Here is an 18,817-nt window from a genome sequence, read left to right on the forward strand (position 1 = left end):
GTTTTCGCCAGGCGTACTCTCGAACGCGGCCAGGGCTCTCACAGTACCAGGCCGGACTGCAAGATCGCGATCAGGACGGTGAGCGCCGGGACCGCGAGCAGCGTCGTGAGAAACACGCACGTCGAGACGTACTCGGAGACGAGCACGCCGTCAGAGCGGGCGCCCCCGGCGAACTCGATGACGAGGATCAGCGGCGTCACCGCGGCCGGCATGGCCGTCTCGAGGACGAATACGCGCGCGACGGTCGGATCCTGAAACCCCAACGCGAGCGCGACCCCGAGACCGACGATCGGGGCGACGGCCATCTTGAGCGCCGTCGCGGGCCAGGCGCGTGAGACCGCCGAGGCGGTGTCGGTGCGCGCGAGCTGGATCCCGAGGATGAGCAGCATCAGCGGGATCGACGCGTCGCCGACGAGTTGGAGCGTCTCCATGGCCGCCGAGTCCGCGGGCGGGACCAGGCCCAGCGCTCGCACGACCAGGGCGGCGACGACGGCGTAGGCCAGCGGGATGTAGAACACCCGACGGACGCCCTCGAAGCCGGCGGAACCGCTGCTTCGGGAGGCGATGTAGACGCCGAGAGTGTACATCAGCACGGACTGGACCGAGAGGAAGAGGACGGCCGTCTGGCGGCCGACCTCGCCGAACGCGAAGTCGGAGACGGGGATGCCGAGGTTCCCCGAGTTGCAGAAGATCGCGACGAGGACCAGGCCGCTCAACGCCGGTTCGCGCTCGCCGACGGTGCGGCCGGCGAGTTCGGCGATGCCCCACATCGCTGCCGTGAAAACGACGATGCCACCGGTGACTCGCAGGAGCGTCGACGCCGGCAGTTCGGTAACGGCGAGGCTGTGAAACACCAGTGCGGGCGCGAGCACGTAGACGACGGCCGTGTTGAGCGGCTCCGGGTCGATGTCCTTGACGGCGGCCAGAACGTAGCCGACGCCGGCGATCGCGACGATCGGACCGACCGCGGAGGCGAAGATACCGAACAGATCGGCCATCTGTCAGCGGTCGCCCCCTCGGTCCCGTGACGGCGATCGACTCGAGACGCTCATCGTCCGAGCAACGGTCGTGCGCTGCATTCTACGCGGAGATACGTTTCCAGACCACCATGGGAATTGCGGTCACGGCATCTGATGGCACGCTCTCGCCGCCGTCGGACTTTAAGTGCTTCTGGTCACAAAGTGGAGCTATGACGGGAAGTCGTCGTCCTCCTCGAGTGTTTAATTCGGATAGCGGCAGTACGGGGTTGTCTTCCCGTGCGAACGATTAACAGGATGACTAACGTGACGATTGCTGCCATTCGACTGTACGGTTCGGATTTCAGTGACGCACTATCGGGTACGAGGCGGTCGTCCCGAATGTTGCAGCGACCGTTTCAGCGGACTTATTTTGCGGGCCGGAAACACACGGCCGTATGGCATCCGACGCGCGGATTCGAGTCGCGACGCCGGCGGACGCCGCCGCCGTCCGCGACATCTACGCACCCTTCTGCGAGTCGACGGCGGTCACCTTCGAAGAGACGCCGCCCGCCGAGTCCGAGATGGCCGAGCGGATCGAGTCGACCCTCGACGAACACCCCTGGCTCGTCTGCGAGTTCGACGGCGCGGTCGTCGGCTACGCGTACGCGGGCCCGCTGCGCAAGCGCCGGGCCTACGAGTGGGTCGTCGAACTGTCGGTTTACGTCGCCGAGTCGGCCCGCCAATCGGGGGTCGGCCGCGCGCTCTACGAGTCCCTGTTCGCCGTCCTCGAGCGCCAGGGGATCCGCGACGCCTACGCCGTGACGACGGTTCCGAATCCGGAGACGGAGCGGTTCCACGAGTCGATGGGATTCGAACGTCTGGTCGACTTTCCGGCGATCGGCTACACGCAAGACGACTGGCAGGACGTGGCCTGGTGGCGGCGGCCGCTGGCCGAGAAGTCCGAGACGCCGGACCGACCGCGGCCGTTCCGGGCGGTGCGAGCGGACGACGATTGGGAGTCGCTGGTCCGGACGGGAGAGAGCGCGCTCGACCGGTCCTGAGCCGCGGTCGAGTAACACCCCGACTGCTCCGCGAGGTGCGCGGCCGCTGCGATCGGTCGAGCCCCTGCCGATCGGACCGAACGACCGAAGCCGCTTAGTGCGACTACCGACTGGTATCCCCCATGAATCCAGCGAACTGGCGGACCTACCTCGTCACCCAGGCGTCGCTGTCGGGCGACCGAACGACACCGGAGATCGTCCGCGCGGCGATAGACGGCGGCGTCGACGCGGTACAGCTGCGCGAGAAGGACGCGAGTGCCCGCTCGCGGTACGAACTCGGTCGCGAGCTCCGCGAACTCACGGCCGAGGCGGGCGTCGACCTGCTCGTCAACGACCGGATCGACATTGCGCAGGCGATCGACGCCGACGGCGTCCACGTCGGCCAGTCGGATCTGCCGGTCGAGGTCGCGCGCGAGCTGCTCGGCCCGGATGCGATCGTCGGCTGCTCGACGTCGACGGTCGACGAGGCCCGAGACGCCGAAGCCGCGGGCGCGGACTACCTCGGCGTCGGCGCCGTCTACGACACCTCCTCGAAGGACGTCAACGACGACCAGGCCGGCGTCGGTCCGGAGCGGATCGCCGAGATCGCCGCGGCAGTCTCGATTCCGATCGTCGGCATCGGCGGCATCACGGCCGACAACGCCGGGCCGGTCGCGGAGGCCGGTGCGGCCAGTGTAGCCGTGATCAGCGAGATCACGGCGGCCGCGGACCCGCAGGCCGTGACCGAGTCGCTCGCCGTGGCCGTCGAAACGCCGACGGCCGTCGACGCCGGAGGTGACGACCGATGAGCGTCACCGACGTCGTTGCCGGCGACCTCGCGGACTCGCTCCGGACGATCAGGGAGACGGAACCGCTCGTCCAGCACCTGACCAATACGGTGACGATCAACGACGTAGCGAACCTCACCCTGCACTGGGGCGGGCTACCGGTGATGGCCGACTCCGTCGGCGACGCCGGCGAGATGGCCGAACTCGCGCGCGCAGTCATGCTCAACATCGGCCAGGTCCCCGAGGAGCGCGTCGACGCCATGCACGACGCCGCCCGAACGGCAAACGAGCGCGGGATCCCGGTCATCCTTGATCCCGTCGGCGTCGGCTCGACGCCCACCCGCCAGGCGGTCGCCGAGCGGCTCCTCTCGGAGATCGAGTTCACCGCTATCAAGGGCAACTACGGCGAGATCAGCGCGCTCGCGGGCGTCGAGGCCGAGGTGAAGGGCGTCGAGTCGGTCGGCGACTACGAGGAGATAGAACGAACGGCCCGCTCGGTCGCCGAATCGACCGGCGCGGTCGTCGTCGCCTCGGGCGTCGAGGATGTCGTCGCGGATGCCGACGGCGCAGTTCGGCTCGCCGCCGGCCACGAACTGCTCGGCGAGGTGGTCGGTACCGGCTGTATGCTCGGAGGGACCGTCGCGACCTTCTGCGGCGCGCTCGAGGACCCGCGGACAGCCGCCGTCCACGGCACGCTCGCGTTCGGGCTCGCCGGCGAGCGCGCGGCAGAGATGGACCACGCCGGCCCGGGAAGCTACCGGACGAACTTCCGCGACGCCGTCGCCGGTATGACGGGCGACGTCGCCGCGGACCTCGACCTCGAGGGGCGAATCGAGCAGGTGCTCTGAGACGACTCGTCGAGAAGCGGAGGCGACATCCGTCCGATTCCCGGACTGTATTGAAACGGTTTTAGTACCGGCTGGTGAACTGGTGCGTATGGCTCGAGACGAACTCGAGAACGCGGCTGAGTCGCTCCGCCAGGCGGCCGACGCCGCGTCCGACGACGAGGCAGCGGAACGGCTCGAAAACCAGGCGGCGAAGTTCGACGATCACGCGGCGGCCGACCGCGGCCCCGATCACGGACAGCTCGCGCGCCACGAACATATCCTGAACGATATCGCGGACGAGGAAGGCGGCGACGTCGCGAGCGAGATCGGCGACGCGCTGGAGTCCATCAGCGCGTTCCGAGAGACGGTCGAAGGCGTATAACAGCGGCGACGAACGACGACGCGATTTTTTTACCGGACCGATCGAGCGCGGGACGGTCGGGGACGAGACGGGGAACGACCGCGACCCGAGCGTCAGCAGACGGGCTTCGGATTCGCACCCATTCCCTCGAGCGTCTCGACGTACTCGCCGTAGGCGGCCTGGATCGCGCCGGTCGCGGCCTCCTGCGCGCGCTCCCAGTCCTCGTCGGTCTCGCAGACGTCGTCGAGCAGTGCCGTCGAGCGCTCGAGTTGGTCGTCGAGGTCGTCGCCGAATCCGCGGAACAGGCTGGCGGTCTGGGGGTCGGCGTCGCCGACGAAGTAGCCGACGACCTGGTCCTTCGAGCGCTGGCTCGCGAGGATGCGGCCGACGAAGGCACCGACGCGCTCGACGGTGTCCTCGCGGTCGCGTAGGTAGTCGTGGAGCGCGGGAATCGCGTCGGGCTCGTACTCGTCGTCGAGTTTGTCGTCGACGGTCTCGTAGTGTTCCTGTTCCTCTTCGGCGGTCCGCTCGAAGGCCTCGCGCACCTCGTCGTCGGCCTCGTCGTCGGCCCACTCGAGGAAAGTCTGCCAGGCGGCGTACTCGGCGTCGGCGGTGGCCTCGAGAACGGGTTCGGTATCGATGTCGCCGCCAGTGTCGGCGTACAGTGACTTCGAGGAGCCGAGTCGCGAGAGCGCAGTCTGGTTTTCCTCGCTGACGGTCTCGACGAACGTGTCCGGATCGGTCATGACGGTTCCTTCGAGCGGCCCCGAGTTAGGTTTATCGTGACGCCGCTCCGCGTCGGCCGTTCGTCCCCGCGCCGGCGGTCGACAGGCACCGGTTACCGTTGGCAAATCGGCCGCCAACCGAGGCATAACAATTACCGAACCTGGACTGTCTTCGAGCGGAATGAAACGACGAGCGTATCTCGTGACGGCCGCCGCGGCGACGCTCGGTGGCTGTTCCGCCCTGAGCGATTCGGAAACCTCCGAGAACGATCCGGACGACGACACCGACGGATCCGACGGGAATCCGGATACGATCGACGAGGAGCCCGGCTCGTTCGATCAGTTCGACGACCTCTCGATGTGGGACGTGATGGAAGGCACCCTCGAACTCGACGAGGAGCGCGCCTACGTCGGCGACCAGTCCGGCCGCATGACGGCCGACGAGTCCGAGGAGCGCGTGATGATCAAACGGCGGTTCGAGTCGCCGCGGGACCTCTCCGACGAGTTCCCCGCGCTGGCACTCGCGACCGACGAGGACGTCGACCCGATCGTCCAGCTCTCGGACACCGACGGGAACCGGCTGCTGCTCCAGTGTACCGTCGAGCCGGGTCTCCCGCTTGCCCACCACGATCTCGCCGTCGTCGACACCGTCGGCGATCCGGACCTGAGTTCGGTCGAACACATCAAGATCTCCGCGTGGGCCGGCGACGACCGATCCGTGACGGTCTGGTGCGACGACCTCCACTTCGTCTCCCGGCCGGACACCGGGAAAGTCCTCATCCAGTTCGACAACGGGACCGAGACCGCCTACACGCGAGCCCGTTCGACGCTGTCGACCCACGACTTCCCTGCGACGGCCTTCGTCCCGACCGACTACGTAGGCGGCGAGGGGTACCTCGACGAGAGCCAACTCGAGACGCTCCAGAGCGAGGGCTGGACGATCGGGAGCCAGGGCACCACCGGCAGCGACCTCTCCGGACAGTCCGAATCGGCCCAGCGAGACCAGCTTCAGGGCGCGATCGACTGGCTCGAGGACAACGGGTTCGAGGACGGCGCCAACTACTTCGCCTACCCCCTCAACCGGTACGACGAAACGGCAATGGAACTCGTCGACGAGCACTACGACGTCGGCTTCGTCGGCGGCTACGCCGGCCACGGCAACCTGATGAATCCGGCGCTCGCGCCGCGGGCGGTCGGCCCGTCGGCCGACGAGGCGACGCAGCTCCTCGAGTGGACGGCCCGGTTCCGGACGATCACGACGCTCACCTACCGCGACCTGTCCGGAGACTCGCTATCGGCGTTCGAGGAGACGATCTCGTACCTCAGCGAGCTCGAATCGGCCGGCGACGTCGAAGTCGTGACGCCGGCCGACGTCGCGTCGGACCACGTCTACGAAGTGTAACGGAACGGGAACCGGGTGGCCCGAACGCGGCCGATCGGAGTGCGGCGGCGCAGCTACTGTTCGTTTTGTCTCCGCCGAAAACGGAACCGAAACCGAGTGTCGAGTACGGCTGTCCCGACGTCGTTCAGTCGTCCGCTTCGCCCTTCTCGATGGGCGCGTTGACCAGGTTGCCCCACTCGGTCCACGAGCCGTCGTAGTTGACGGCGTCGTCGTAGCCGAGCAGTTCGTGCAGAGCGAACCAGGCGACCGAGGAGCGCTCGCCGATACGGCAGTAGGCGACGGTCGTCTCGTCGCCGGTGATGTCTTCCTCGGCGTAGAGTTCTTCGAGCTCGTCGGGCTCCTTGAAGGTGCCGTCGTCGTTGGTCACGGCGGCCCACGAGATGTTCTTCGCACCGGGGATGTGGCCGCCGCGCTGGGCGGTCTCCTGGAGTCCCGGCGGGGCGAGGACTTCGCCGGAGTACTCCTCGGGCGAGCGGACGTCGACGAGCGGAACGCCGCGTTCGATCGCGTTCTCAACGTCCTCGCGGTAGGCGCGGATGCTCTCGCGCGGGCCGGAGGCCTCGTACTCGGTCTCGGAGAAGTCGGGCTCCTCGTCGGTGGTCGGATAGCCGTTCTCGAGCCAGTACTCGCGGCCGCCGTCGAGCAGACGGACGTCGTCGTGGCCGTAGTACTTGAACTGCCAGTAGGCGTAGGCGGCGAACCAGTTGGAGTTGTCGCCGTAGAGGACGACCGTGTCGTCCTCGCTGATGCCGTGGCTCCCGAGCAGGTCCTCGAAGTCGTCCTTCTCGAGGATGTCCCGCTGGGTCTGGTCCTGGAGCTGGGTCTCCCAGTTGAACCCGATCGCGCCAGGCGCGTGCTCCTCCTCGTAGGCTTCCGTGTCGACGTCGACCTCGACCAGGCGAAGGTCGGAGTCGTCGTCCTGGAAGTCGTCGAGTCGCTCGTCGACCCAGTCGGCCGACACGAGTACGTCTTTGGCGTAGTCGTCTGCCATACCCGGCGCTACGATGGCGACACACAAAGAGACTTCTTAACCGGTCAATTCGGACACCGGTCGACCCTGTCGGAAATATTTGCCAGTGCTTACGAAGCCGGTCGTCGGAACCGTCGTCACAGCGGCCGAATTCGTCCGCTACGCGGCGCGGTCGGCAGCCGACGGATCGGACGGGTCAGATTCGCTATCGACAGCCAGCAATAATTGCCACTGTTCCGGTAGGCGAAACGCGCCGTGAAACCGGTGCGTACTCGGATCTGCGTCCGAAACGTCTTCCTAATGGACGAATCCGTCGTCGTCTCCCCCGACTGGCTCGCATCGCGACTGGACGATCCGACCGTGCGCGTCGTCGACGTGCGCGACGCCTGGGAATACGACGGGATCGGGCACCTCCCCGGCGCGGTAACCGTCCCGTTCGACAGCTACCGCGACGAGAGCGACGTCGACCGGGGGACCCTCCCCGGCGCCGACGCCTTCGCCGACCTGCTCGGCCAGGCGGGCATCGACGAGGGCGATACGATCGTCGCCTACGACGACACCCACGGCGTCTTCGCCGCCCGGTTCGTGCTCACCGCAATCGAGTACGGCCACGAGGACGTGCGCCTGTTAGACGGCGATTACAGCGCCTGGAACCGCGAGCACGAGACCACGAGCGACGAACCCGATGTCGAGCCGACCGAGTACGAGGCCGACCCGCTCGATCCCAACGAGAGCCCGCTGGTCGACCGCGAGGCCGTCGAGGACGCCCTGGAGCGCAACGCCGTCTTCGTCGACACTCGCGAGAAAGACGAGTTCGAGGAGGCCCGCCTGCCTGGCGCGGTGCGGTTCGACTGGCGCGAGGTCGTCGACGACGAAACCCGCCGCCTCAAGCCCGAGGACGACCTCGAGGCGCTGCTTGAAGAACACGGGATCACGCGCGACCGCGAGATCGTCCTCTACTGCAACACCGCGCGCCGGATCAGCCACACCTACGTCGTGCTCACGGCATTGGGGTACGAGAACGTCCGCTTCTACGAAGGCAGTCTTACGGACTGGCTCGCCGCCGACGGCGAGATCGAGACAGGGCCGGTCGCGTCCGAGTGATCCCGTCCCGACGGTCCGTGAAGGCCCGTCGAATCCTGCCGTCACGCGGTCTCGCCGGTTTCGACCGTTTCGATAGCGGCCACGCAGGTGAGTAATCGGAAGCACCATCCACGGCCATCGAGTACGCGGAACCGATGGCCCGCGATTCCTTGCCGAGCATCGGCCTCGGCACCTACTCCGAGGAGAACCGCGAGCAGTGGCGCGACACCGTCGAAACGGCGCTGGACGTCGGCTACCGACATGTCGATACCGCCCAAGTGTACGAAAACGAGGAGTACGTCGGCGAAGCGCTGCAGTCCGCGTCCGTCGACCGCGAGGACGTCTTCCTCTCGACGAAGACCGTCCACCACGACGTCCCGCCCGAGCCCGAGCGGGTCCCCGACGCCATCGACGGCTGTCTCGACCGCCTCGGCGTCGAGACCGTCGACCTCCTGTACGTCCACTGGCCCTCGGGTGTCTACGACCACGAGGCGGTCCTGCCCGCCTACGACGAGGCCTACCGGGAAGGGAAGACCCGCCGCGTCGGCCTCTCGAACTTCACGCCCGAACTGCTCGACGAGGCGCTGGCGGTCCTCGACGCGCCGCTGTTCGCCCACCAGGCCGAGATGCATCCCCTGCTCCCGCAGGAGGACCTGGTCGCCCACGCGCAGGAACACGACTACCTGTTCGTAGCCTACTCGCCGCTGGCCAACGGCGAGATCCTCGATGTCCCCGAGATTCGGCGGGTCGCCGAGAAACACGACGCGACGCCGGCGCAGGTCTCGCTCGCCTGGCTGCTCGATCACGACAACGTCGCCGCGATCCCCAAGGCTAGCAGCCGCGAGCATCTGGAACAGAATCTGGCGGCGCGGGACCTCGAACTCGACGCGGACGACATCGAGTTGATCGACTCGATCAACCGCCGGGAACGGCAGATCGATCCCGATCACGGCCCCTGGAACTGGTAACCCGCGCGGGTATCCGAGACGCGCAGCCAGACGGGATCGGATCGGGGCGCGGTTACGCGCCCATCACCGTCCCTGCTCCCGCCGTCACGCGACGTCTCGCCAGTCGGGCGCCGTCGAATACTTCGCGTCCGAGAGTTCGTCGAACGCCGCGTAGACCACTTCGTTCAGCGCGGGGTGGACGTGGACCGGCTCTGCGACGTCCTCGACGGTCCCACCGCCGTCCATCGCGACGACGACTTCGTGGAGCAGCGTCGACGCCTGGGGGCCGACGATGTGACAGCCCAGAATCTCGCCGTCCGGCGCGGCGATCGCCTTCACGAACCCGTCGCCGGCCTCGAGTATCAGCCCGAGCGGCGCGGCGTCGTAGGGGACAGTGACGGCCTCGTAGTCGCGGTCGTCGGTCGCGAGTTCGTCCTCCGTCACCCCGACGCTCGCAACCTGGGGCTCCGTGAAGATCGCGTGGGGCATCGCGCGATAGTCGACCGCCTCTCCCGCATCGTCGAGCACGTTCGCCGTGACAACCAGCGCCTCGTCGTCGGCCGCGTGCTTGAACGGCTGTTCGCCGACGATATCGCCCAGCGCCCAGATGCCGTCGGCGGTCGTCTCGAGGTGGTCGTCGGTCTCGACGTAGCCCTTCTCGTCGGTCTCGACACCCGTCGCGTCGAGATCGAGCGTGTCGGTGTTAGGACGGCGACCGGTCGCCAGCAGGAGTTCGTCGGCGGTGAGTTCGACGGTGTCGGTATCGGCGCCGTCGTCACCGCCGCCGTTCTCGTCCTCGTCTCCCCCGCCTGCGGGTTCCGCGGTCACAGTGACGCCGTCGTCCGCTTCCGCGACCGCGGCCGCCTCGTAGCCGGTGTAGACGTCGCAGTGCGTCTCGAGGGACTCGGTCACGACCGCGCTCACGTCGTCGTCCGCCCGCGGGACGAGTTCGTCGCTGCGGCCGACGAGCGAGACGTCGGTGCCCAACGCGGCGAAGAAGTAGCCCAGTTCCGCGCCGATGTAGCCGCCGCCGACGATCACGAGGTCGTCCGGCCGGTCGTCGAGGAAGAGCGCGTCGTCGCTCGTGAGGAAGTCGACGTCCTCGATCCCGTCGATCGGCGGCACCATCGGACGGCTCCCGACGGCGATGACGACGGTATCGCCGCGGATCGTCGCACTCCCGCCCCTGTCGTCCTCGTTCAGGTCGATCTCGACGGTCCGATCGTCGACGAACCGTCCTTCGCCGCGGTAGAGGGAGATCCGCTCGTTCTCCCGGAGGTTCGATTCCTGGTTGTCCGCCTTCTCGTAGACCGTATCGTGGATCGCATCGGTGATCCCGCCGTAGTCGACGTCCTCCAGTCGGGCCGTCACGCCGAACTCCTCGGCGTTGCGGACGGACTCGGTGACGTCCGCCCGGTGGATGAGCGCCTTCGAGGGGACACACCCCCGAGTGATGCAGGCACCGCCGAGGGGGCCGCGCTCGACGACGGCCGCCTCGAGGCCCTGCTCGGCCGCCGCGGTGGCGACCTGGCTGCCCGACCCGCCGCCGATCACGACGATATCGTACTCCTCCATACGGCCACGGTCCACGAAGGGCCGCGTAAAACCGGACCCTGCGAGTCGAACGGTCCGTGGCCGCCGTCGTTATCGGTCCGTCTCGGGCGCGTCGAACCGAACCCGGCTCAGAGCCAGTCGTCGCCCGGCTCGTCCGCGGTCGCCTCCTCGTACGACGCGACGGCCTCCGCAAGGTTCGCGACGGCCTTCTCGGGCGTCTGCCCCTGACTCGAGACGCCGGTCACCTCGTCGTCGGCGATGTAGAGTCCGTGCTCGTTCTGTCGCATAACCACGTCCGCGTCCGCGAGGGCCTCGTACGCCGAGGGATCCGCGTCCACGTCTGCGAGGTCGACGGGTTCGTCGGAACTCATACGCGGAGGTTGTCGCGGTCGGCTGAAATACCCACCGACGCCGACCGGCGTTCGCCGACGGAAACCACAGATGTCGGACGTAGAAAAAACCTTTAACGCCGTCGTCCCGTAGACCGAGCAAATGGTACTCGACGATCTCGGGAGTTCTCTGCGGGGCACCCTCGACAAGCTCCGCGGGCAATCCCGCATCAGCGAGGAGGACATCGAGGAGATCGTCAAGGAGATCCAGCGCTCCTTGCTCTCCGCCGACGTCGACGTCTCGCTCGTGATGGAGCTGTCGGACAACATCGAGGAACGCGCCTTAGAAGAGGAGCCGCCCGCCGGCACGCCGGCGCGGGATTTCGTCCTCCGCATCGTCTACGAGGAACTGGTCGGCCTCATCGGCGACTCCACCGAGTTGCCCCTCGAGGAACAGACCATCCTGCTCGCCGGCCTGCAGGGGTCGGGGAAGACCACGTCCGCCGCGAAGATGGCCTGGTGGTTCTCCACGAAAGGGCTGCGCCCGGCGGTCATCCAGACCGACACCTTCCGACCCGGCGCGTACGACCAGGCCGAGGAGATGGCCGAGCGCGCGGAGGTCGACTTCTACGGCAACCCGGACAACGACGATCCGGTCGAGATCGCCCGCAATGGCCTCGAGGAGACCAGCGAGGCCGACGTCCACATCGTGGACACGGCCGGTCGCCACGCCCTCGAGGACGACCTGATCGACGAGATCGAGCAGATCGAGGGTGTCGTCGAGCCCGACACCTCCCTGCTCGTCTTAGACGCCGCGATCGGGCAAGGAGCGAAAGACCAGGCCCAGCAGTTCGACGAGTCGATCGGCATCGACGGAGTCGTCATCACGAAGCTAGACGGGACGGCGAAGGGTGGCGGCGCGCTGACCGCGGTCGACCAGACCGACTCGTCGATCGCCTTCCTCGGGACTGGCGAGGAGGTTCAAGATATCGAGCGCTTCGAGCCCGACGGCTTCATCTCGCGGCTGCTCGGCATGGGCGACCTCGGCCAACTGGCCGAGCGCGTCGAGCGCGCCATGCAGCAGACCGAGATGGAGGAAGACGACTGGGACCCGGAGGACATGCTCCAGGGGCAGTTCACCCTCAACGACATGCAAAAGCAGATGGAGGCGATGAACAACATGGGGCCGCTCGACCAGGTGATGGACATGATCCCGGGCTTCGGCGGCGGGATCAAGGATCAGCTGCCCGACGACGCCATGGACGTCACCCAGGATCGGATGCGCGCCTTCAGCGTCATCATGGACTCGATGACCGAGGCGGAAAAGGAGTATCCGAAGGCCATCGGCGCGAGCCAGATCCGACGGATCGCTCGCGGATCGGGCACCAGCGAGGAGCAGGTCCGGGAACTGCTCGAGCAGTACAAGATGATGGAGCGCACCATCAAGCAGTTCCAGGGCATGGGCTCCGAGCAAGAGATGCAGCGCATGATGAAACAGATGCAACAGCAAGGCGGCGGTGGCGGCGGCATGGGCGGTATGGGGCCGTTCGGATAGCGCCGCACCCGCGCGGCCGCTGCTGGCTACTACACCGCCATCTCGCGTCCGATCGCCAGACCGTCCGGTTTTCGTGACACTCGTTCTGCCGCTACGTTAATGGACCTCTAGACGTACCCTCGGGTAGGAATGCACCGCCGACAGTATCTGACTCGGACCGGCGCGGCCGCGAGCGCCGGTCTACTCACCGGACTCGCCGGCTGCGTGGACGACCTCGGCGAGTCCGCGGACGACGGGAGCAACGGCGACGTCGGGAGCCGCGCCGGCGAGCGCGCGATCGACCGCGCCGCCGGCGAGTTGAACCAGGCCGCCCGAGCACTGGACGAACTCGACGGCTTCGAGACTCCCGATGACGTCGAATTCGACCCCGACGAGCCGCGGAGCCGTCTCTCGGCAGCGCGGGACCACCTCGAGACCGCCGAGGACGAATTCGGCGAGGACCGCCAGGCCGACGTCGAAACGCTCCGGTCGTACGCCGACGCCCTCGAGGGGCTGATCGCAGTGACCGTGACCGTCACCGACGAGACGATCGCCGACGACATCGACGCCGTCACCGCGGCGATCGAGGAAGCGGGCGACGTCGAGACGGCGAGCGAGACCGTCGGCGAGCGTCACGCGGAGATCACCGGCGCGCGCGAGCGCTTCGAGGGCGCGGACGAGACCATCCGATCGCTCGACGGCGAGCGACTCGACGGCCTGGCCGGTATCGATCTGGACAATCTCGAGGAAGGGGCGGCCGCGCTCGGCGACGTCGTGACCGCGCTCGAAACGCTCGCCGCGAGCTACGACGCGACGCTGGATCCCGACGAGGGGTACGGCGCGCTCGAGCGGGGCCGCGATCGGTTCGAAAACGACGAGTACGAGGCCGCGGGAGACGAGTTCGGGACCGCCGAATCGACGTTCGCGACAGCGCGACGGCGGTTCGAGACCGGCCGCGAGGACGCGCCCGAGGGGCTCGTCGAGTACTTCGAGGCGGGCGCGTGCCAGACCCAACATCTGGAAGCGGCGGCCGCCGCCTTCGCCGACGCGGCGACGGCCGCGGCGGACGACGACTACGTCACCGCCAAACGCCGTCGGGACGATGGCGAAGCCGAACTCGACGACGTCGGGCACTGTACGGACTGACTCACTGAATCGCCGTCGCGTCGGTCTCGTCGTCCGCCATCGGCGGGAGGTCATCGACGAGGACGACCGCGTCCCCGTCGAGGACCACCGTGCCGTCACCGTCCAGAACCGTCGTCTCGATGCGGTACTTGTCCCGGCCGAGATCCTCGACAACCTCGCAGACGGCGGTGGCTCGGTCGCCGATCGGGAGCGGCGCCCGGAAACTGCTCTCCTGCGAGAGGTAGATCGTCAGCCCCGGAAGCCGCGCCAGCGCCGCGCTAAGCAGCCCGTTCGCGAGCACGCCGTGGACGATCCGCTCGCCGAACCTGGTCTCGGCGGCGTAGGCCGCGTCGAGGTGCAGCCGGTTTGTGTCGCCGGTCACGTCCGCGAAGGCTGCGACGTCGTCCTCGGTGAGCGGTTTGGAGAACCTGGCGACGTCGCCGACCGCGACGGACGACTTATCAGCGCCGCGGTACTCGAAGTCCCAGTCGTCGCGCTCGTACTGGGTATCGGTCCGTACCTGACGACGGGGTCGTTCCTGACGCGAGTCGACGGTGCGGTGAACGAGTTGCGGGACGTAGTAGGAGAGTTCGATCGTCGTGACGATGCCGACCAGGTCGCCCGCGCTGTCCGTGCTGCCCGCACCATCGTCCCCGTCGGCCGCGCCGGACCGAGTTTCCGTTCTTGCGCCGTCGCGTGCGACGACCGGCAGGTGTTCGATGTCCGACGACCGCAGCAGTTCGACGGCGTCGACGAGAGACGCGGTCGACTCGATCGTCGTCAGCGGAGACGACATGACCGCCGACAGCTCGATATGGCCGAGGTCCCGCCGTTTGCAGAGGTGCGTCGCGAAGTCGCCCTCGGTGACGATGCCGACGGGGTTGCCGTTTCGAGCGACGACGACCGAACTGACGCCCTCGTCGCGCATCAGCGTCGCCGCCTCGGTTGCGGTCGCATCGGGCGGGGCGGTGACGACGTCCGCGACCATGATCTCGGTGACGGGTATCGTGTCGTGCATTTGACTTCCCTACGCGACCGATCCCTATCAGTATCGGTGGGCCGATTCAGCAGACTGGACTGTCAGCCGCACTCACGGATCTTCGTACCGGTTCTCGTCAGTGTGGTCGCTCAGACGAGCGAGTTCGCGTTCCGCGTCTCTGGACCGACGGTGCTGTGGCGAGACGATCGGCTCACCGGAGCCCTCGATCCGCTCGTCGGGGTCGTCCACGGCAATCCATTCCCGAAGCCGCGAAATGAGCGTTCGGATCATGCTAGTTCAATCGGCCCACTGCTTGAAAAGTATACTCCCGATGGGTTTCGAACAGCGCGCCGGTAGCCGTCGCGACGGTTCTCGTGGACTACAGCGGGGAAAGAATCGACACCGAGTTAGGCGTCGACCGGCTGCCCGTCTTCGGTCGGCGGCGCGATGTGGTCAATGTAACCCTCGACGCTCGGTTCGTCGACGCGCACGCGGACGCTGATCTCGCCGAGTTCGTCGGGCTCGCCAACCGAGAAGTTCACCCGGTCGACGAACGCGGCCTGCTTCTTCAGCGCGAAGGAGAAGGTATCGCCCTCGCGGTTCGCGAAGAACTCGCCGCGGGCGGTATCGAGGATCTCCTGGCGGTGGAGTAGCTCCGAGAAGTGATCCATCGCGTGCGCTTCGCCGCGGACCTCGCCGAACTGCTCTTCGACGTCGGCGTTGGGAAAGATGTTAGCCACGGCGTCGATCACGCGGCTCGTGACCTCGGTATCGTAGACCGGTGCCGTGATCTCGACGTCGACACGGTAGATATCGCTCATGTGTCGGCTTCCGCTTCGGGGCGTTTCCCTTCGTCGGTTCCGTTCTCCTCGCCGCTCGCGCCCTCCGCTCGAATGATCGATCGAATCCGCTCGTGGAACGCCTCGAGCGAGTCGGTGTTCTCGACGACGACGTCGGCCCGGTCCATCGCGTCGTCCATCCCGAAGCCGCGTTCGCGCTCGTCGCGAGCGGCCAGGCCCTCGCCGCCGTCGGCCATGTTGGCGTCCCGGCCGCGGGCCTCGATCCGCTCGGCGCGAACCTCGAAGGGGGCCTCGATGCTGACCAGCGTGAATGCGTCGTCGAAGGCTTCCTCGAAGACGTCGACCTCGACGTCCGAGCGGATGCCGTCGACCAGCACCGTCTCGTGGTCTTCGAGGCGGTCCCTGAGCATCGGGAGCGACCGCTCGGCGATCGCCGCCGGGCCGTGCTCGTCGCGCAGTGCCTGCGCGACCTTGCCGTGGTCCTTCGCGGGATCGAGCCCGCGGTCGGTCGTCTCTTGGCGGACGACGTCGCCCATGGTAACCACCGGGATCCCGTCCTCGCGTGCGACGGTGGCGGCCTCGCCCTTGCCGCTCCCGGGGAGACCCACCGTTCCGATGACGTGCATCGAGTCTACGTACCGGCGAGATGTGCATAAACGCTGTGTTCCCGCGCGTCGAACGAAGACGGAGACGACGGCCGATCGCCGCCGCTCGCGGTCCTCGAACGCCGCGCTGTTGCCGGCTGCAACGATCGATCTCTTCCCCTTGTCGCTTGTGCAACGATTTTAGCAGCGCTATTTGCCGCGTTGCAGGCCGGATCCATGCGCCGCTCGCAACGAGAGCGACCAATTGCGACGTCCGACCGGACGAGAGCGGCTTACGAGGCTACTATCGATCGCTTTTCGGTATCAGAACTAAGCGGCTCGACAGTTACGGCTCCCCCAACCGTTCGAATTCGTGAGAATACGCGTAAATTCAGACTGATTACCGAAACGAATTGTCAGCGTTATATGGTAGTCTATTGGGGCTGCAGATGCTGCGCTATGACAGAAAAGACGCTCACCCGACGCCGACTCACGGCCGGAGTCGGCGCCGGTCTGGTCGCTGCAGTGGCAGGCTGTATGGACGATAACCAATCCAACGAGAACGAGTCGACCGACGGCGGATCGACCGACGAGTCCGGCGGGACCGAAGATGGCGGCGACGAGACCGGCGGCCTCGGGTCCGAGGACGGTGAAGACGGAATGGGCAACGAGTCCGGCAACGAAACAGACAACGAGACGGACACCGGCAGCGGTGACGAGGGCCTCGGTGGCGAAACCGACGGTGAGACGGACGACGGGAACACGAGCGAAAACAACACGAGCGAGTCGGACGGCGAGCAGACCGACGGCAATCAAAGCGACAACGGATCCCAGATCGAGTTCTGACCGGCAGTGACGTCGGATACCTGGCGGCGGACCGAGTTTCTTTTTCGTGCCGTAGTCGGCAGCGGCGCGTATCTCGCGTGACGGCCCGGTCCGAGTAGCGGCCCGGAGAGGCGACTCGACTGCGACCGGAAATCCCAACCGCTTATACCGTTCCGTCGTGGATTCGGAGTCGAGGGCACGTAGCTCAGTCCGGATAGAGCGTCGGACTTCTAATCCGACGGTCGTGGGTTCAAATCCCATCGTGCCCGTTACCGCCTACTCGGACCAAGCACGCCGAATGGGTGAGTTCCTAATCGCTCAAGTACAGAACTATACGGTTAGAAGTCGCGGAGTTGTGGCGTCACGTCGAGGTTGGTGGTGTCCATAATGGCGACGATTTTGTTCTTCTCGTCGTCGAAGTTTCCGATACGTCGGGGTTGAGTGAGTTCGGTCAGCGCATAGCGGGTGTCAGGGACGCCATCACTCAGGCGGTCGTCGTCCGGGTAGTGCCATGTGAGGGCGTCAGGGTTCGGCGGGGTACCGAGGTGTTGTTCATCGATGCCGATGATGGCGTGGCCGCCGAGGTCTGCGAGTTCGCAGTGAATCATCGCCCCTTGCGTGTTGTCGAACGCAGTGGTATTCATCAGGGCGAGGTAGAGCGTCGTCACCTCGGTACAATCGCCGCCTGCGACCGCGAGCGTTTTGACTTGGTTGTCTTTGATTCGGTCGAGTTGGTACTCCATACTGCCGACGAGGAAGGCGAGTTGCTGGAGGCGGTCGAACTTGCTAGTGATATTGTTGGCGTCGAGGGAGTCGGTGAACGAGTTCGTGAGGGAGGTGAACATCTCGAAGTCGTCGGCGTTGTAGATGTAACTCCCGGGGTGCCGGTCCTCGAACCAGTCGAGGTTATCCTTGTTGTCTTGGTACTCGTGGTACATATCGCGGTTGATGTTGGAGTACCCACTGATGAGGCGACCTTTTCGCACGGGGTGGGCGAGAACAAAGAACCGCGTGTATTGCTCACCGAATCCGTCGCGCACGGTGTAGAGTCTATCCGGCTTGGAGATGGGATCGCCAACGTAGTTGAAGTTGAGGCGTTCGTCGTTGACCCATCGAACGCCGGACGTCCGCGAGTTCTCGAACGGAATGGCGATGAACCGATGCTCTTTGAGGACGCCGTAGCCCTGCGAGTGTTCAGCGGTATCCTCGATAAGGATTTTGACAACACCTTTTTTCTCACGGGGGAGTTCTCGGCTATTAACGGGGAGAGTAATCTCGTGGGATTCGTAGTTGTCAGACTCGGAACTAACGGTCACGGAGTCGGTCATACCGACGGACCCATCGTGGCGCAGGTATGCGGCGGAGAACTCGATGTCTCGGTTGACCTTCATTGAACCGATGTTGACGGTGATTTCCGTGGAGTCGACCTCGACGCTGGCGATGCGAGTGTCAGGGTGTTCGCTGTACTGGACGGAATCCCAGCCCTCGTAGAACGGGAGTCTGTAATCTGTGATGGCGTTCTGGTTGCGCTTGAACGAGACGGCGGGGTCTTGGGGCGGCTGATTTCTGGGGCCGCCTTCGGTCACCTTGTTGGTCTCTGACCTACCATCGTCGGGCTGAAATCCCTCGTAGACGTTTTCCGTACACCCGGCAGTGGTGATGAGGCCTGCCGAACTAAGGGTGAGGAGCCTCCGGCGCGGGAGAGTATCATTTTTCATTACATATCCCTATTCTGATGTGTTATAAGTGCTATCCTACGCGGGAGTAGTTACGTGTCCGGTTTCTCGCAGTGACGAGTAAACCGCCACCGAGGATTTGAATGAGACAGCGGCGAGCGAGAGCGAGCCGACGGCGTCGTTGCAACGACGACCGCGAGCGCGGCGGTGTTCGAGGGCGACTCGCCGACGGTCGATTCGTGGCGGTAACTCCTGCGAGTGCACTACATACCAATACGTATAGCTATTACTAACCATCTTGTATCGGCG

The 18,817-nt window shown here is 66.2% G+C and carries 20 protein-coding genes and 1 tRNA gene; 11 read left to right on the forward strand and 10 right to left on the reverse strand.

Annotation, left to right across the window (positions count from 1 at the left end; genetic code table 11):
- Positions 1-38: 38 nt before the first annotated feature.
- The gene (locus tag BMY29_RS16140) at positions 39-998 is read right to left on the reverse strand and encodes an AEC family transporter (RefSeq protein WP_049990009.1); all 960 of its coding nucleotides are present in this window, start codon (positions 996-998) and stop codon (positions 39-41) included.
- 416 nt (positions 999-1,414) lie between these two features.
- Here BMY29_RS16140 and BMY29_RS16145 point away from each other — a divergent pair, with 416 nt between their 5' ends.
- The 4 genes from BMY29_RS16145 to BMY29_RS16160 all read left to right on the forward strand — a co-directional run bounded on the left by BMY29_RS16145 (position 1,415) and on the right by BMY29_RS16160 (position 3,996).
- The gene (locus BMY29_RS16145; RefSeq protein WP_049990010.1) at positions 1,415-2,020 is read left to right on the forward strand and encodes a GNAT family N-acetyltransferase; all 606 of its coding nucleotides are present in this window, start codon (positions 1,415-1,417) and stop codon (positions 2,018-2,020) included.
- A gap of 122 nt (positions 2,021-2,142) precedes the next feature.
- On the forward strand, positions 2,143-2,808 hold the full coding sequence (gene thiE / locus BMY29_RS16150) for a thiamine phosphate synthase (RefSeq protein ID WP_049990011.1): 666 nt from the start codon (positions 2,143-2,145) through the stop codon (positions 2,806-2,808).
- Positions 2,805-3,635 carry a hydroxyethylthiazole kinase gene (thiM, locus tag BMY29_RS16155; RefSeq protein ID WP_049990012.1) on the forward strand — a complete coding sequence of 277 codons (831 nt, stop codon included), beginning with the start codon at positions 2,805-2,807 and terminating at the stop codon, positions 3,633-3,635. The genes thiE and thiM overlap by 4 nt, the downstream gene beginning before the upstream one ends.
- 88 nt (positions 3,636-3,723) lie before the next feature.
- A complete protein-coding gene (locus BMY29_RS16160) occupies positions 3,724-3,996 on the forward strand; it encodes a DUF7553 family protein (RefSeq protein ID WP_049990013.1) in 273 nt (90 codons plus the stop codon).
- 92 nt (positions 3,997-4,088) lie between these two features.
- Here BMY29_RS16160 and BMY29_RS16165 read toward each other — a convergent pair whose 3' ends face one another.
- Entirely contained in the window at positions 4,089-4,721 is a 633-nt protein-coding gene (locus BMY29_RS16165; RefSeq protein WP_049990014.1) for a ferritin family protein, read from the reverse strand.
- A 160-nt stretch (positions 4,722-4,881) separates the two neighbouring features.
- Here BMY29_RS16165 and BMY29_RS16170 point away from each other — a divergent pair, with 160 nt between their 5' ends.
- Entirely contained in the window at positions 4,882-6,102 is a 1,221-nt protein-coding gene (locus tag BMY29_RS16170) for a polysaccharide deacetylase family protein (protein ID WP_049990015.1), read from the forward strand.
- 124 nt (positions 6,103-6,226) lie between these two features.
- On the opposite strand, the gene BMY29_RS16175 is transcribed toward BMY29_RS16170, so the two are convergent.
- Entirely contained in the window at positions 6,227-7,093 is an 867-nt protein-coding gene (locus BMY29_RS16175; RefSeq protein ID WP_049990016.1) for a sulfurtransferase, read from the reverse strand.
- 279 nt (positions 7,094-7,372) lie between these two features.
- Between BMY29_RS16175 and BMY29_RS16180 the strand changes: the two genes are divergently transcribed.
- Positions 7,373-8,176 (forward strand): sulfurtransferase, encoded by an 804-nt coding sequence (locus tag BMY29_RS16180; protein ID WP_049990017.1) that lies wholly within the window; start codon positions 7,373-7,375, stop codon positions 8,174-8,176.
- Between the two features lie 134 nt (positions 8,177-8,310).
- Positions 8,311-9,123: an aldo/keto reductase gene (locus BMY29_RS16185; protein ID WP_049990018.1), complete on the forward strand. Its 813-nt coding sequence runs from the start codon at positions 8,311-8,313 to the stop codon at positions 9,121-9,123.
- Between the two features lie 84 nt (positions 9,124-9,207).
- Here the strand turns inward: BMY29_RS16185 and BMY29_RS16190 are convergent, their stop codons facing one another.
- Complete coding sequence (locus tag BMY29_RS16190; protein WP_049990019.1) at positions 9,208-10,677, reverse strand: dihydrolipoyl dehydrogenase; 1,470 nt, start codon at positions 10,675-10,677, stop codon at positions 9,208-9,210.
- 107 nt (positions 10,678-10,784) lie between these two features.
- Positions 10,785-11,027: a type II toxin-antitoxin system HicB family antitoxin gene (locus BMY29_RS16195; protein ID WP_049990020.1), complete on the reverse strand. Its 243-nt coding sequence runs from the start codon at positions 11,025-11,027 to the stop codon at positions 10,785-10,787.
- Positions 11,028-11,148: 121 nt separating this feature from the next.
- Here BMY29_RS16195 and BMY29_RS16200 point away from each other — a divergent pair, with 121 nt between their 5' ends.
- Complete coding sequence (locus tag BMY29_RS16200) at positions 11,149-12,540, forward strand: signal recognition particle protein Srp54 (RefSeq protein ID WP_049990021.1); 1,392 nt, start codon at positions 11,149-11,151, stop codon at positions 12,538-12,540.
- 129 nt (positions 12,541-12,669) lie between these two features.
- Positions 12,670-13,665, forward strand: a complete 996-nt coding sequence (locus tag BMY29_RS16205) for a hypothetical protein (RefSeq protein ID WP_049990022.1) — start codon at positions 12,670-12,672, stop codon at positions 13,663-13,665.
- 1 nt (position 13,666) lies between these two features.
- Here the strand turns inward: BMY29_RS16205 and BMY29_RS16210 are convergent, their stop codons facing one another.
- From BMY29_RS16210 to BMY29_RS16225, 4 genes are all read right to left on the reverse strand, one after another.
- Positions 13,667-14,662, reverse strand: coding sequence for a CBS domain-containing protein (locus BMY29_RS16210; RefSeq protein WP_049990023.1), 996 nt, complete (start codon positions 14,660-14,662; stop codon positions 13,667-13,669).
- Between the two features lie 72 nt (positions 14,663-14,734).
- Positions 14,735-14,914: a hypothetical protein gene (locus BMY29_RS16215; protein WP_049990024.1), complete on the reverse strand. Its 180-nt coding sequence runs from the start codon at positions 14,912-14,914 to the stop codon at positions 14,735-14,737.
- Between the two features lie 116 nt (positions 14,915-15,030).
- Entirely contained in the window at positions 15,031-15,444 is a 414-nt protein-coding gene (locus BMY29_RS16220) for an RNA-binding domain-containing protein (RefSeq protein WP_049990025.1), read from the reverse strand.
- Positions 15,441-16,049, reverse strand: a complete 609-nt coding sequence (locus tag BMY29_RS16225) for an AAA family ATPase (protein ID WP_049990026.1) — start codon at positions 16,047-16,049, stop codon at positions 15,441-15,443. Before BMY29_RS16225 ends, BMY29_RS16220 begins: the two co-directional genes overlap by 4 nt.
- 495 nt (positions 16,050-16,544) lie before the next feature.
- Between BMY29_RS16225 and BMY29_RS16230 the strand changes: the two genes are divergently transcribed.
- Together BMY29_RS16230 and BMY29_RS16235 are read left to right on the forward strand one after the other, a co-directional pair.
- Positions 16,545-16,853, forward strand: coding sequence for a hypothetical protein (locus tag BMY29_RS16230; protein WP_049990027.1), 309 nt, complete (start codon positions 16,545-16,547; stop codon positions 16,851-16,853).
- 173 nt (positions 16,854-17,026) lie between these two features.
- Positions 17,027-17,101: transfer RNA gene (locus tag BMY29_RS16235), tRNA-Arg, on the forward strand.
- A gap of 69 nt (positions 17,102-17,170) precedes the next feature.
- Here the strand turns inward: BMY29_RS16235 and BMY29_RS16240 are convergent.
- A complete protein-coding gene (locus tag BMY29_RS16240; protein WP_143067725.1) occupies positions 17,171-18,550 on the reverse strand; it encodes a hypothetical protein in 1,380 nt (459 codons plus the stop codon).
- Positions 18,551-18,817 lie beyond the last annotated feature (267 nt).

This window comes from Natrinema salifodinae, assembly GCF_900110455.1.
Lineage (GTDB): Archaea > Halobacteriota > Halobacteria > Halobacteriales > Natrialbaceae > Natrinema > Natrinema salifodinae.